The organism is Affinundibacterium baiyunense (assembly GCF_018139645.1).
GTDB lineage: Bacteria > Pseudomonadota > Gammaproteobacteria > Burkholderiales > Burkholderiaceae_D > Undibacterium > Undibacterium baiyunense.
Genome location: NZ_JAGSPM010000003.1, coordinates 175,360 through 190,247 on the forward strand (window position 1 = coordinate 175,360; position 14,888 = coordinate 190,247).

Sequence of the window (14,888 nt, forward strand, 5' to 3'; positions counted from 1 at the left end):
TTTACTTTAACTACGCAAGAGCTGGCACTCGAACTCTTGTTTGTGACTTTAACTTTGACGTCAACTCTGATTTCATTCATGACTATATTCAGAACTTTTTCATGATGAAATTGACGCTTATTTTGCCACCTTATTTTTCTAAATTATCTAGCGCGATTTAATGACGTTTAAACCAGCTACATCACATCAAAAAATTTAACGCGATACGACAATTTAGCAATGTCATTCAACTATCTGCAGGACTGAATTACTCTGAAACCATCGCTGCTTTTTGTTCTGGCGTTAAACGCTTAGCGCTAATCACCACGGTTTGCATCATTGATGTTTCTTGATCATAAGCGAGTTTTTCTGCTTCTGTCATACGAGCATGACGCACTGTCACTGTTTGTATCGGTGCTGGTGAAGCTTCTACTTGGGTGGTCGTTGCCACATTGACGATACCAACAAAAATCAACGATGTTACGCAAGCAGAAGCTGCAGAAACGATCGCGGTAGCGGTAAGTGTTTTCATGATATTTCTCCTAAAGATGTCGTTTAATAAGATTTAAGTTTTACTGTTTTCTTGCATCGAATCGTGATTCGATGGGTGTACTGTAATCAAGCTTTAAGTCAAGTGCTATCGACATGCGACGAAATGCAAAAAGCACGGGATTAAGCTACAAAATCGGCACTTAAACGACAAATGGGAGAGCGACACAGGTAAGCGAATACCTACCTGAAGTCTCAGCTAGCTTACATTCGCTTACTTCATGCTACATAAGGAAATGAAATCTACCTGAGACCCGCGTAGTGATGGCAGCTAGTTGATTTAACGACTATGTGAAGTCAAAGTCGCGAGAGGGGTGGCGAGGCTAACGCCTGGAGCTTGCGTGCGTGCAGCGGGCTTTTTGGAAACGGGCATGGCTTCATCTAGACGCTCATCAGCCTCACCCGACATTAAGCCTGCAGCGCCTGGATTGCGCCCCATTGCTACACCGACCGCTAACATATCAATCACCAGCAAATGCAAAATACGGCTTACCATAGGCAAGTGCGTAGTGACATCTTCAACATGATCAACAATCAAGGCGATATCTGCTTTACGAATTAAGGGGGAATGACTGGCGGCAATCGCGATAATTTTGGCGCCACGTTCGCGCACCTTCTCAGCCACTTCAATTAATTCTGGCAAGCGACCGCTGCTACTACTGATAACCACCACATCGTTTTCACCTAAAACACTTGCAGACAACAGCTGTAAACGTGAATCAGTATGCGCGATACTAGGAATACCTAAACGTAAGAATTTAAATTGCGCATCTTGCGCGACCACACCATAGTGACCAATCGCGTAAAACTCTAATTTGTTCGCCCTACTGATGCATTGAATCGCGCGCTCTATCATGTCGCGGTTTAATTGATTACGCACTTGCAAAATCGATGAGGCGGTATTTCCCAACACCTTGGCACCTAACTCCAGTGCAGAATCATCGTCCGTGACTTGAATATGTGTGACTGGCACCGTGCCAGTTAGACCAGAAGCCAATCGTAATTTGAAGTCAGATAAGCCTTCGCACCCCAAGGAACGGCAGAAGCGAATCACAGTTGGCTGACTGACATCGGCAGCACGTGCAATCTCGGCGATCGGATCATTCACCACCGCTCTCGCATGTGCCAACACATGATCTGCAACGCGCAGTTCAGCTGGTGACAAATCTGCTCGAATCCGACGAATTTGCCCCAAGATTGCCGAGCCCGGTTCGGTCTGCAAGGTACGCAATTGGGCGTCTAAGATGGCGGCAGCCCCCATAAAAGTTGCATGCTCAGCTGTGATCACAAATGTTGGAATGGCGGCGACATAGCGACTAAACCGCCCTTTCTCCTCAAATCGAGCGCGGAAACTCGAAGCGGCAAAATACTCGCCCAAACGTGGCACGATACCGCCGCCAATATAAATCCCCCCCATCGCCCCCAGAGTGACCGCGAGATTGGCCGCTGCGGTTCCTAGTAATGCGCAAAATACATCCAGCGCTTCAACACATTGCAGATCAGTTCGATCAAGCGCACGTTGGGTGATTTCTGGCGCGGTCAACTCCTGTGCTTGCGTTTGCACATAGTCGGACAAAGCTTGATAAATCAACTCTAAGCCTGGGCCTGAGACCAAGCGTTCAAATGAGACATGGGAAAAATGTTTCCATACATAACGCAAAATCGCAATTTCTCGCTCATCACGCGGTGCGAAGCTGGTGTGACCACCTTCCGAACCCAAAGAAATCCAACCATCGCCCGCTGGAATCAAACCCGAGGTACCTAAACCACTACCCGGCCCCAATAAGCCGATCACACTTTGCTTGCGCGCTTCGCCACCACCAATTTGCTGCACATCGTTCGGTCCAAGTCTAGGCAATGCCATCGCTAGCGCGGTGAAATCATTGACGATCAACAATGTATCCAAGCCCAACTTCTGCCGCATTTCTTCAATCGAAAACTGCCAATGGTAGTTGGTCATACTGACTTGATCACCATCGACAGGATTGGCGATGGCGACTGCAGCATGTTCAATATGAAGATCTGGCAAGCTTTGTAAATATGCCTTCACGGCTGAATAGAAATCGGCGTAATCAGCACACAGCAAAGAGTGCGTATATTGAAAATCGCCCCGCCCCATTTCCAAAGTAAAGCGTGCATAAGTACCGCCAATATCTGCCAATAAATGGGGTGTCTGATATTGCGCAATTTGCGCGGTTGAAGTGCGAGCAACTGGATGGGCTTGCATAGATTTCCAAAATCGAAGTTTTACGGATCAAATCTGAACAAAGCGAATACGCTCAAAACACGCGCAACTCACTCATGGTTAGTGCCTACCTCGCTCTTGTCTTGCATCAAGCAGCACTGAAATGCAAATAAAGATGCAAGTAAAAAAGCAAGAGATTGCATTGTAGTCTGACTAAACTAATTTTGGATATATCAGTCAACCAGGTATTTTTTGTAAATATTTGATTGACTATTCGGCACATTTTTGTAACTAGACTACAGAATCATCATGTAATCACAAGCTTTGCAACATAAGAAAAATTGATAACAATCAAGTTTTTACGGATGATTAAGCATCTAAAATGACATCAATAAACGATCAAAATCAAATAGTTAGCATTAAGTTTGATTAGATCTATAGAGCGAGCTACCGTTTTATCTGACTACAATCGCATTCTCGCAAAATCTTTCATTCGAGGAAAACCACACTTTCCACGAAATTCGGAATTTCAATACGAAAATAATTGCCACTTTTATGTAGTTTTGCTACATTCATTCCAATTATCTCGGTATAAGTTGAATTATCTTGGCTCGCCTAATCGCAGAAATATCAACTTAAACAGAATACGATTCACGCTATAGGAATAACCCGCAATGACAACCGCATCGAATTTGCCGTCTACACCAACTGCCCCCTACCCTTGGCTGATTGCCGATATTGGCGGTAGCAATGCGCGTTTTGGCTGGGTCACTGCTGCTGGCGCTGAAATTACGCAAGTCAAAACCTTAGCCGTCGCCGACTTTGCGACACCAATTGCGGCTAGCGAAATTTATCTACAGCAATTGCAGCAAGAATTAGGTAAACAATATCAAGCCCCCCGATGCGCCGCCTTTGCGGTTGCAACAGCGGTGGGACAAGAACAAATTCAGTTCACCAATAGCCATTGGAAATTTACGCGAACAGAAGTCAAAGCGGCATTGCAACTAGACCGCTTTATTGCGCTGAACGACTTTGAAGCGCTGGCATTATCTTTACCACGCTTAAAGGCGGAACAAATACGCGCTCACGGCGCCCTACCAGAACATTCAGGAACACTTGCCGTAGTCGGGCCGGGCACTGGCTTGGGCGTCGGATCGGTGATTGAGACGCGACATGGTTGGATTGCGATTCCTGGTGAAGGTGGTCATGCGACACTTGCAGCAACGGATGATTTTGAAGCTAGTGTCTTGAATCACGCGCGGCTAGAGTTTCATCATATTTCTGCAGAGCGCTTGCTATCAGGCATAGGTTTACCAGTTCTATATCGCGCAGTAGCACGAAGCTTACAACTACAATCCGAAGAGCTCAGCACAGAACAAATCGTTGAACGTGGATTACAAGCTCAAGATGCCGTTTGCGCCAAAACTTTAGACTGTTTCTGCGCACTACTAGGTAGTTTCTGCGGCAATATCGCATTGACGGTAGGCGCACGTAGTGGACTCTATATTGGCGGTGGCATCGTACCGCGTCTGGGCGATTACTTTTTCACATCGCGCTTCCGTAGCAAGTTTGAAGCAAAAGGTCGCTTCCAATCCTATCTGCAACAAATCCCAACTGCACTCATCACGGACACGTTGGCGGCACTGAGTGGCGCAGCGTTTGCAATCGAACAAAGTGAAGAGTGAACCCTATGCAGCGCTGCGCATTTTTTTCTAAATTCTCGTTATTCTCCCAAGAGACCTTACTATCCCCACATAGTAAGGCGTGTAGCAGCGCTGCTTTTTTTCTATCAAGTTACTTAATTACGCAGCTTTCGCAATTAGTACAGGCAAAAAAAGCACGATCACTCATGCGCTCCTCAATAACGATCAGAAGTGCATGCCAGCGATTTTTTGATGTCACGCTATTTTCAGCACAACTCAGAATACTATTAACAACGCTAATCGCCAGTGTAGTCACAATGCCGACGGTAAATGCGCAGCAATCACAATATCAAATCAATCGTGTAGAACCTGCTTCTTGGTGGATAGGGATGAAAAACCCAGAAGTGCAATTGATGGTGCACGGAATAAATATCGCTGAACTTAGTCCGAAAATTTCTTATCCTGGTATCAGCATCACACACGTACATCGCAGCGACAATCCTAACTATTTATTCATCGATCTAAAGATCGCAGATCAAGCCAAACCTGGTGCGCTCACCATCCAATTTTTACAAGCATCAAATAAAACAAAAAACTCTACTGCAAAAGTTGCAAGCAGCATCAAGTTTGAATTACAAACTAGACGCGCAGGCTCTGCACAACGCAAAGGATTCACTCCTAGTGACGCGATTTATTTATTGATGCCAGATCGTTTTGCGAATGGCGACACAGGCAACGACAATCAACACAACTACAGCGACAAACTTGCACGTGATGTCCCAGGTGGTCGACACGGAGGTGATCTACAAGGCATGCGGCAACATCTCAACTACATTGCAAAAATGGGATTTACGATGGTATGGCCGACTCCATTGGTCGAAAATGCGCAAGAGATTAATTCTTACCACGGCTACGCGGCAACCGACTTCTATCGCATCGATCCACGCTTTGGTAGCAATCGCGATTATCAGCAATTCGTACAAGAAGCAAAAGCAAAAAACATCGGCGTGATCCAAGACGTTGTACTGAATCATATTGGCTCGAATCATTGGTGGATGAAGGATTTACCGAGCAAGGATTGGCTCAATTTTCCGAAGCAATATACGGAAACCAACCATATTCGCAGTACCTTGCAAGACACGCACGCCGCGCAAATTGATAAACAAAAATTTGCAGATGGTTGGTTTGTTAAAACCATGCCGGATTTGAATCAGCGCAATCCCTTTCTAACCAAGTATTTAATCCAAAACAGTTTATGGTGGATCGAGTTCGCAGATCTATCCGGCCTACGCACGGATACCTATTCCTACTCGGATAAAACGTTTCTAGCGAGTTGGTCGCAACGCGTGATGGAAGAATACCCACAGTTCAATATCGTCGGTGAAGAATGGAGTATGAATCCAAACATCGTCGCCTACTGGCAGCGCGGCAAACAAAACCATGACGGATATCGCTCTTCAGTTCCCAGCTTGATGGATTTCGCTACCTATCAAGCCTTGCACGCGAGCTTAGTCGGTGGCTATGGCAAAGACGTCGACATGATGAGCATGTACGAGACGATTGCCAATGATTTCATTTACGCTGACCCAGACAATTTAACCATTTTTGAAAGCAATCACGACACCCCACGCATATTTTCAGCACTGAATGAAGATGTCGATTTAAACAAACTTGCATTCACCATGCTCGCAACACTACGTGGTATTCCACAAATGTTTTATGGCGCAGAAGTCTTGATGACCAGCCCCAAACAGCGCGATGATGGCAAAGTCCGGGGTGATTTTCCAGGCGGTTGGGAAGGTGACGAAGTCAATGCATTTACCGGAAAAAATTTAAGCGCCGCGCAACAAGACATGCAAAATTTTGTAACGCGTTTATTCAATTGGCGTAAAACCGCTAGCGCAATTCATCACGGAAAACTGCTTCACTTTATTCCTGAAAATAATTGCTATGTGTACTTCCGCAGCGACGCCAAACAGAAAGTAATGGTCATTATTAATCGCAACGAAAAAGCACTCCAACTCGACTTATCTCGCTTTAATGAAGCACTTCAAGGAAGTCAGCGTGCGATTGAGATTTTGAATAATCGTGCTTTGGTTTTAGACAAAACACTCCACGTCAACGCCAAGTCAGCAATGATTTTGGAGTTGCACTAACTCTGTAGCAAAGCAAACCATCCCCCCCCAACGAGGTCACATCATGAAAAATTTACTGTTCTCACTCTTACTTAGTATCGGCGCTCTGAGCGCCATGCCAGCGACTGCACAAACACGTAGCGAAGTAGTGCATCCAGCATGGACAAAAAATGCCACCATTTATGAAGCGAATATTCGCCAACATTCTAAAGAAGGTAGTTTTCAAAAATTTGAAGAATATTTGCCCGAGCTCAAAAAAATGGGCGTCAAAGTCATTTGGCTAATGCCAATTAATCCTATCGGTGAAAAGAATCGCAAAGGCACCTTAGGTAGCTACTACGCAGTGCGCGATTACAAAGCTGTCAATCCTGAATTTGGCACACCAGCCGACTTCAAAAAACTCGTAAAAGCCATCCATGCGCAAGGTATGTATGTGATTATTGATTGGGTACCAAATCACACTGCATGGGATCATCCATGGACTGAAAAGCATCCAGAATTCTATAAGAAAGACAAGGACGGTAAGTTCGTACCACCGGTACCAGATTGGGCTGACGTGATTGCGCTCGACTATAGCAATCAACAGTTGCGTAAAGAAATGGTCGATGCAATGCGCTTCTGGCTCACTGAATACAATATCGATGGCTTCCGTTGCGACGTTGCCGCGATGGTACCGACTGATTTCTGGAATGACACGCGCAAAGAACTCGATAAAACGAAAAAAGTCTTTATGTTAGCCGAAGCACATGAGTTTGAATTGCACGAGAAAGCATTCGATATGACTTATGGCTGGCAATACAAGGATTTATTTAATGAAATCGCCCAAGGCAAAAAATCAGTAAAAGATTTAGATGCTTACTTAAATGGGGAAGAAAAAAATTACCATGCCGACGCCTATCGTATGTTGCATATCACCAATCATGATTTGAATAGTTGGGAAGGCACAGAATTTGTACGTCTTGGCGATGCAGTAGAAACTTTCTTGGTCTTATCAAACATCATGAAAGGCATGCCTTTGATGTATAGCGGTCAAGAAGCAGGGAATAACAAGGCATTGAACTTCTTTGAACGCGATCCTATCGAATGGAAAGCGCATCCATTCAAACAGCTCTATACCAAACTGTTTCAATTAAAGAAAACCAACAAGGCTTTGTGGAATGGCGTGGCGGGTGGCGAAATGCAACGTATCCACACTGGTGCAGATGACAAGGTATTTGCATTTACCCGTGAAAAAGATGGTAACAAAATTGTGGCGATTTTTAACTTATCGAATCAGGCACAAACTGCCGATGTTCAATCCGCGCTAGCAAAAGGCAAACTACGTGATATTCATAGTGGCGCAAAAGCACCACTTGGCTCCAACGTCAAATTTAATCTCAAGCCCTGGGAATACAAAGTGTTTGCGCAATAGGAAAAATACAGTATTATGCTTGCCACATAAATGCTAAATGAATGCTCAATTCTTAGCGCAAAGCAGTAATACCAGTTTGTAGCAGAGGTAGTAGGAAGAGACGAAGTAGCACCAAGAAAATCAAACTATAAAAAAACACCAGCGTGTGATTTAAACGCTGGTGTTTTTTATTATGCGCTTACTTTATTAACTTGCTTTTTGCTCTATAGACAGCAGTAAATAAAATGACCTAGCCTCAACAATCAAATCGAAATGCACTCAAAACAGCGAAAAAACAAATCCATCAGATTTTTTATCCAGCTGACAGCTAATTTGATCTAGCTCAAGACGCATGCTGCAGTGCGCAACTACACTGTTTCCATCGGGTTTAGGAAACAAATCACTAAACCAAAAGAATCAAAATTTGTATTAATAACCAAGGAAAATGAAAATGAAAAAGCTCGTTCTCGCACTCTCTTTAGCATCAGTTGGTTTCATCAGCGCAGAAGCAATTGCACAAGATAGCCCATGGTTGGTTCGTGCTCGTGTTGTTAATATCGACACAGCAAACAAATCTGATCAAGTTGGAGGCGTTGGCGCGGAAGACCGTATCACAGTCGGCAAAAAGACAATTCCAGAAATCGATATTTCTTATTTCTTCTCACCAAACGTATCTGCTGAATTGATTTTGACTTACCCACAAAAACACGACGTGTATTTGGATGGTAACAATATTGGTACATTCAAACATTTGCCACCAACATTGTCTGCTCAATATCACTTTGCTCCAAACTCCAACATCAACCCATACCTCGGCGTTGGTGTGAACTACACAAACATCTCTAAAGTGAATTTGTTGGGTGGCAAAGGCAGTTTGGAAAGCAGCAGCTTTGGCCTGTCTGTACAGGCTGGTGTTGATTTCGCAATCGACAAAAACTGGTCTTTAAACTTAGACGTGAAAAAAGTACAAATTCGTAGCGACGTAAAAATCGCTGGCGCGAAAGCAAGTGCGGTTAAAGTTGATCCATTGTTGATCGGTGTTGGTGTAGGCTACCGTTTCTAATCTAAGTTTCAATTAGAGACTAAAAGCAATAAAGTCGCCGTGCTGGTAGCGCGGCGACTTTTTTCTTTATCGAACCAAGTTCGATACTTAGGATACTTTTGCCTTCTTCGCTTTGGCTGCGTTTATTAATTTCTTTTTGCTTTGTTTTTTCTTTGCTAGATTGGTCTTCGGATCTAGTGCCACAGTTGTCTTATCGTTGACAGCATGTGACGCATTTTCAGAATGGCTTGTTGAACTTTGCGCAGGCAGTACAACTGTCTCAGCGTTCTCTGCCACTAAGATAGGTGCAAGCGACTCTTTGGTCGTGGTAAGCAATTTATCCATCGCCTGATCGAGTACTTCTACCCAATGCAAGACGGGAATTTTTGTCGCTACCTGTAAATGCTGCTGACACGCCATATTCGCACTGATGATGATATCTGGCTGAGTTTGCTCTAATGCAGCGATTTTATTGTCACGTAACTGTCTCGCCAAAGTCGGCTGCAATATCGAATACGTACCAGCAGAGCCACAACACAAATGGCTATTCTCGCAGCTACGCACATCAACACCAAGACTAGCTAGTATTTTCTCTAACTTACCTCGTACTTGCTGCCCATGCTGCAAACTACATGGCGCATGCCAGGTCAGTTTTTGTAGAATATCGCCACCGACTAAGGCGATTAATTCTGGTAAGAAGTTCATTAGGTATTCACTCAAATCCACAGTCAGCGAACTAATGCGTTTTGCCTTTTCTGCATACGCTGCATCATGCGCTAACAAAGTGGCGTAATCTTTGACCGTAACACCGCATCCCGACGCTGTCATCACAATCGCTATCTCCGCTTGCGCTGACTCTGTAGCCTGATTGATGATCGACCACCACGTATCGATATTTTGTCTTGCCGCTGCTTGAGCGCCAGAGACATCACTCAAATGTAATCGCACAGCGCCACAACACTCCGCCTCTGTCGCCACTATCGATTCGACCTGCAAACGCTGCAATACCCGCTTGGTTGCTGCATTAATATTCGGCGCTAAACTGCCTTGTACACAGCCCTCAAGCAAAATGACCTGACGCTGATGTTGAGCAGTGTTTGTCGAAATTGAAGTTGAGGTAAGTGCTGTTATGGCTGGAATTTTTTCTTGTAATTGCTGCGGCAATACAGGCTTCAAGCGGCGTCCCCACCTTAGGGCATGTTGAAACAAGCGAGGATTACTCAAACCATTCTTCAATGCTGAGCGGAACATTTTTTGTGACCAAGAACGAGCAACTTGCAGCTCGACGATACCTCGTCCAATTTCTAGTAATCGTCCATATTGAACACCAGAAGGACAAGTCGTCTCGCAACTACGGCAAGTCAAGCAGCGATCCAAATGCGTCTGTGTTTTTTGCGTCGCTTGTTTGCCTTCTAGCACTTGTTTAATCAGATAAATCCGTCCGCGTGGCCCGTCGAGTTCGTCACCCAATAATTGATAAGTCGGGCAAGTCGCATTACACATTCCGCAATGGACACACTGGCGCAAAATCTGTTCAGCCTCTTGCCCCTCCGTTGTGTGCTTATATGTTTCGCTGATGTTGGTTTGCATACTTGGAGACCACTAAGTTGAATAATTCAAATTAAACCGAAAAACCACTCAAGAAAACAATTGACCGCGATTAAAGACCGATGCGGGATCAAAACTTTTCTTGAGCTGCTGATGAATATTTAAAAGCGGTGCACTCAGTGGCGTAAAAATAGCTTGTGTTGGATCTGCATAGCGAAACTGCGTCAAGTGCCCACCCATTGCTTGCACCTGTTCACGCAAAGTAGGAATCGGCTCGTGTGTCCATAACCATCGTTGCGCACCACCCCATTCAATCAATGACTTTGCTTTTATTTTTAAAGCTGGCGCAGTCGATGGTAACGATACGCGTAGCAAAGCTAAGCCATCTTCAGGAATAAAAAAGTGATGTTGATGCTCACGTAAACTCTGCCAAAACAATTCCATCTGCGGCAACTCCAGTCCACCTAATTTTTGTTTTGCCAAACGTAATGCAGATTCAGAACCCGACAAGCGAACTAGCAAACGCCCTGCATGATAAGAACTCGCCGATATCGGCAAAGCTTGACCCGCCCAAAGGTTCAAGACATGCAAGGCATCCTGTTCGGACATCGCAAATGTCAGACTGGTTTCGCATGCTGGGCGCGGCATTACCTTCAGAGTGATATCCAACAGCAAGCCTAAACTACCGAGCGAACCAGCCATTAATCGCGACACATCGTAGCCCGCGACATTCTTCATGACTTGTCCACCAAAGCGCAGAAACTCGCCTTTACCGTTCATCATCGATACACCAAGTACGAAGTCGCGTAGTGCTCCATGTGTTGCTCGTCGCGGGCCCGATAAACCAGCAGCGACCATACCGCCAATGGTTGCATTCGCGCCAAAATGCGGTGGTTCAAACGCCAGCATTTGGCCATGTTGTGCCAGCAAATCTTCGATCTCGCACAATGGGGTGCCAGCGCGCGCGGTGATGTATAACTCCGTCGGTTCATAGCTGATGACACCTCGGTATGGATGTGTATCCAATATATCGCCCGCTTCAGGATTGCCATACCAAGACTTGCTAGCACCACCTTGTATGCGAAGCGATGAACCAGCCTCGCCCGCAGTCAAAATCTGTAGTCGAAACTGCTGTAACAATTCATTGTAGGTATCACTCATCGTCAAGTTCAGTTCTCTTTCAGATTAAAAGCGTGATAGATCAGGAAATCCAATTTTTCCCTGGCTGACTTGCATACGCCCAAATTCGGCGCAGCGATTTAAGCTGGGAATAGCTTTACTCGGATTAAGTAGATTCAAAGGATCAAAGGCATGTTTGACACCAAAGAAACTCAGCAATTCCTCGGCATTAAATTGCACGCACATCGCATTGAGTTTCTCTATCCCTACGCCATGTTCGCCAGTGATACTGCCACCGAGTTGAACGCAGAGTTCCAAAATATCATTGCCGAATGCCTCTGCTTTTTCTAAAGCTCCCGGCTGATTAGCATCAAATAAAATCAAAGGATGTAAATTCCCATCACCGGCATGAAACACATTTGCGCACACCATCTGATAACGAAGTTCCATTTGGCGAATCGCGTTTAATACTTGTGCCAAATGTTTGCGAGGAATGGTGCCGTCCACACAATAATAATCCGGTGATATTCTGCCTGCAGCGGGAAACGCGTTTTTACGCCCCGACCATAATTGTTGGCGCTGCTCCTCACTAAACGACACCGTCAAATTGCTAGCGCCTGCGGCTTTTAAAACGGCGCTCATACGCGCAATTTCTTCAGCAACTTCTTCTGCATTGCCGTCCGATTCGCATAAAAGAATTGCCGCTGCGTCGGTGTTGTAACCAGCGTGAACAAACGGTTCCACCATTCTGATCGAGGTTTGATCCATCATCTCTAATCCAGCGGGAATAATCCCTTCTGCAATGATTTGTGCCACAGCATGTCCGGCTTGTTCTAGTTCAGAGAATGAAGCAATAATCACTTGTGCAGTTTGCGCCTTCGGAATTAACTTGACAGTCACTTCGGTGACAATGCCGAGCATACCTTCTGAACCAATAAAAACCGCGAGCAAATCCAAGCCGGGAGCGTCCAAAGCTTGGCTACCCAATTCTAAAACCTCACCATCGATCGTGACGATGCGCAGGCTTAAGACATTATGTATGGTCAGCCCGTATTTTAGACAATGCACGCCACCAGCATTTTCGGCAACATTGCCGCCGATCGTACACGCCAGTTGCGATGAGGGATCGGGCGCGTAATACAAACCAGCATGCGCGGCTGCATCTGAAATCGCTAAGTTACGCACACCAGGTTGCACTTTTGCAGTTCGCGCATAAGGATTCACTTCCAAAATTTTGTTCAATTTTGCAGTAGACAAAACGACGCCATCTTGAATAGGCGTTGCCCCGCCCGATAATCCAGTGCCTGCACCACGTGGCACGACAGGTACCTCAAAATTACGACAAACCTGAAGTATCGCAACAATCTGCGCTTCATTTTCTGGTAATACCACGAGCAAAGGCAACTGCTTGTGAGTGCTCAACGCATCACATTCATAAGGACGCGTATCTTCTGCATCAGACAAAATACAATGTGCCGGCAGGTGCTTGCGTAAAGCTGCAAGCATAGCCGCTCGAGTCTGTACACTATCCATTACTTACCTCATAGTTTCACTGAATTTAGTGATCACAATCAGTGTAGCGTGTAGTGAATAATTTGTGAGTAGGAAATAATTTTTGGATAAAAAAAAGACGCCGCAGCGTCTTTTTTTGTTTGCATCTGGAAAACAGCTTATGCAGAAAATGAGGATCCACAACCGCAAGTTGATTGTGCATTTGGATTTTTAATCACAAATTGTGCACCTTCTAAGTCGTCTTTGTAGTCGATTTCAGCACCAACCAAATACTGGTAGCTCATGGCATCAACCAACAATTGCACACCATTTTTATCCATGATGGTGTCGTCTTCGTTCGTCACTTCGTCAAATGTGAATCCGTATTGAAAACCAGAGCATCCGCCACCTTGCACGAATACACGTAATTTCAAATCTGGATTACCTTCTTCTTCAATCAATTGTGCAACTTTCGCAGCTGCACTATCAGTGAAAATAATTGGGCTTGGCATATCGGTAACAGCGTTCATAATCGGCTCCTGCTAGTTGGCACAAAGTGGCTCAAATTGGTTCAAATCAGGTTGCTATTATAGACCTTATTTCACAAGCTAGTTGGAAGCAGCTAACTTCAAGACTGGCTCTGCATTTTGATCGTGCGCAAGCTTTCCTGAAACTAATGCACCATTCATCATTTCCAGCGCTTTGTAGTGCACATCGCCTGAGATTTTTGCTTTGCTTTGCAATTCAATTAACTCTGTGGAGATCACAGGGCCATTAATGACGCCATTTACCACCACGTGGCCAGCCCGCACTTCGCCATCAATCACGGCTTGCTCCGAAATAATCAAAATACTTGTCGTGCCTGATTCAGCAATGACATTTCCCTTCACTCGCCCATCAATGCGTAAACCACCTTTAAAGTGGATATCGCCTTCGATACTGGTACTAGAACCGATCAGGCTATCTATCGTGCTTTTGTTTTTACGATTAAACATGCAAACTCCTCAGTTTTTAGAATATTGACAGTGTTTAATAAAAAGATGATTTTTATAACACTTAGCGCTACGCGACAAACTTACAAACTAAGCGCTTGCTTAGCTCGCAATTCACCTTTTTCGAGAACTGTCATCTGTGCTGATTTTACGGTTACACCTTCTGGCAAAGTAATCTGCCCCTCTAATCTTTGGTAATGCTTAAATGAGAGTTTTAACTTTGCGGCCTCTCCTAATTTAGAATCGGGAAATTCCATCATAACAGGTTTACCATCTTGAATTAGTGTCAAGCTGACATGCATTTCGCCACTAAATTCTCGAACCGTTTTGCCTCCCTGCATAACCAAGGCGCGATAACGCAACAAATTCGGACCTGCCAACTCTATCTTCGCCTTCTGCAAAGTAATCCCCTGTGGGCGATTAGCTGAGGGCATCAAGCTCTCAAAAAAAGCTAAATCATCTTTAATCCGATTATTTTCAGCAGTTAAAGTGTTGATCTGGTCCGTCAATTGTTTTTGTATCGACTTTTCAATGTTTTGCTGACTTTCAATGGTGGCAGCAAGTGCTTGTAATTTATCTCGCTCCGCAGTTAAGCTAGCAACTTTGTCTTGCAAGGCAGTCATTTGCTCAGGCGAAAATTTGGGACCAAACGCAAAACTACGTCCCATATCATAAGTCCACATCGCAATTGCACCACCTAAGCCAATCACCACCGCAAACAAGGCAAACTTGATTGGCCATGGCAAATGCTGATTGATCGTCATCTTTGACACCGCCATGCGGCGGCGAAAAAATTTGGAGATTGGCATAATCAA

At 44.9% G+C, this 14,888-nt stretch carries 12 protein-coding genes; 4 read left to right on the top strand and 8 right to left on the bottom strand.

Annotated features, from left to right (window positions below):
• Positions 1 to 247: 247 nt before the first annotated feature.
• The gene (locus tag KDM92_RS06390; RefSeq protein WP_212683567.1) at positions 248 to 511 is read right to left on the bottom strand and encodes a hypothetical protein; all 264 of its coding nucleotides are present in this window, start codon (positions 509 to 511) and stop codon (positions 248 to 250) included.
• 297 nt (positions 512 to 808) lie between these two features.
• Entirely contained in the window at positions 809 to 2,755 is a 1,947-nt protein-coding gene (locus tag KDM92_RS06395) for a glucokinase (protein ID WP_230408207.1), read from the bottom strand.
• A 632-nt stretch (positions 2,756 to 3,387) separates the two neighbouring features.
• Here KDM92_RS06395 and glk point away from each other — a divergent pair.
• The 4 genes from glk (at position 3,388) to KDM92_RS06415 (ending at position 8,944) form a co-directional block, all read left to right on the top strand.
• Positions 3,388 to 4,398 (top strand): glucokinase, encoded by a 1,011-nt coding sequence (gene glk, locus KDM92_RS06400; protein WP_212683568.1) that lies wholly within the window; start codon positions 3,388 to 3,390, stop codon positions 4,396 to 4,398.
• Positions 4,399 to 4,562: 164 nt separating this feature from the next.
• Positions 4,563 to 6,512 (top strand): glycoside hydrolase family 13 protein, encoded by a 1,950-nt coding sequence (locus KDM92_RS06405; protein WP_212683569.1) that lies wholly within the window; start codon positions 4,563 to 4,565, stop codon positions 6,510 to 6,512.
• 43 nt (positions 6,513 to 6,555) lie between these two features.
• Positions 6,556 to 7,902: an alpha-amylase family glycosyl hydrolase gene (locus KDM92_RS06410; RefSeq protein ID WP_212683570.1), complete on the top strand. Its 1,347-nt coding sequence runs from the start codon at positions 6,556 to 6,558 to the stop codon at positions 7,900 to 7,902.
• Between the two features lie 430 nt (positions 7,903 to 8,332).
• Positions 8,333 to 8,944, top strand: a complete 612-nt coding sequence (locus tag KDM92_RS06415; protein ID WP_212683571.1) for an OmpW/AlkL family protein — start codon at positions 8,333 to 8,335, stop codon at positions 8,942 to 8,944.
• Positions 8,945 to 9,031: 87 nt separating this feature from the next.
• Here KDM92_RS06415 and glcF read toward each other — a convergent pair whose 3' ends face one another.
• From glcF to KDM92_RS06445, 6 genes are all read right to left on the bottom strand, one after another.
• A complete protein-coding gene (gene glcF / locus KDM92_RS06420) occupies positions 9,032 to 10,513 on the bottom strand; it encodes a glycolate oxidase subunit GlcF (protein ID WP_212683572.1) in 1,482 nt (493 codons plus the stop codon).
• Between the two features lie 48 nt (positions 10,514 to 10,561).
• Positions 10,562 to 11,632 (bottom strand): glycolate oxidase subunit GlcE, encoded by a 1,071-nt coding sequence (glcE, locus tag KDM92_RS06425; protein WP_212683573.1) that lies wholly within the window; start codon positions 11,630 to 11,632, stop codon positions 10,562 to 10,564.
• A gap of 24 nt (positions 11,633 to 11,656) precedes the next feature.
• Positions 11,657 to 13,123, bottom strand: a complete 1,467-nt coding sequence (locus KDM92_RS06430) for an FAD-linked oxidase C-terminal domain-containing protein (RefSeq protein WP_212683574.1) — start codon at positions 13,121 to 13,123, stop codon at positions 11,657 to 11,659.
• Between the two features lie 137 nt (positions 13,124 to 13,260).
• A complete protein-coding gene (gene erpA, locus KDM92_RS06435; RefSeq protein ID WP_189346789.1) occupies positions 13,261 to 13,611 on the bottom strand; it encodes an iron-sulfur cluster insertion protein ErpA in 351 nt (116 codons plus the stop codon).
• 78 nt (positions 13,612 to 13,689) lie between these two features.
• Positions 13,690 to 14,076, bottom strand: coding sequence for a bactofilin family protein (locus tag KDM92_RS06440; RefSeq protein WP_189346788.1), 387 nt, complete (start codon positions 14,074 to 14,076; stop codon positions 13,690 to 13,692).
• A gap of 80 nt (positions 14,077 to 14,156) precedes the next feature.
• A complete protein-coding gene (locus KDM92_RS06445; protein ID WP_212683575.1) occupies positions 14,157 to 14,882 on the bottom strand; it encodes a DUF6776 family protein in 726 nt (241 codons plus the stop codon).
• Between the last annotated feature and the right edge of the window lie 6 nt (positions 14,883 to 14,888).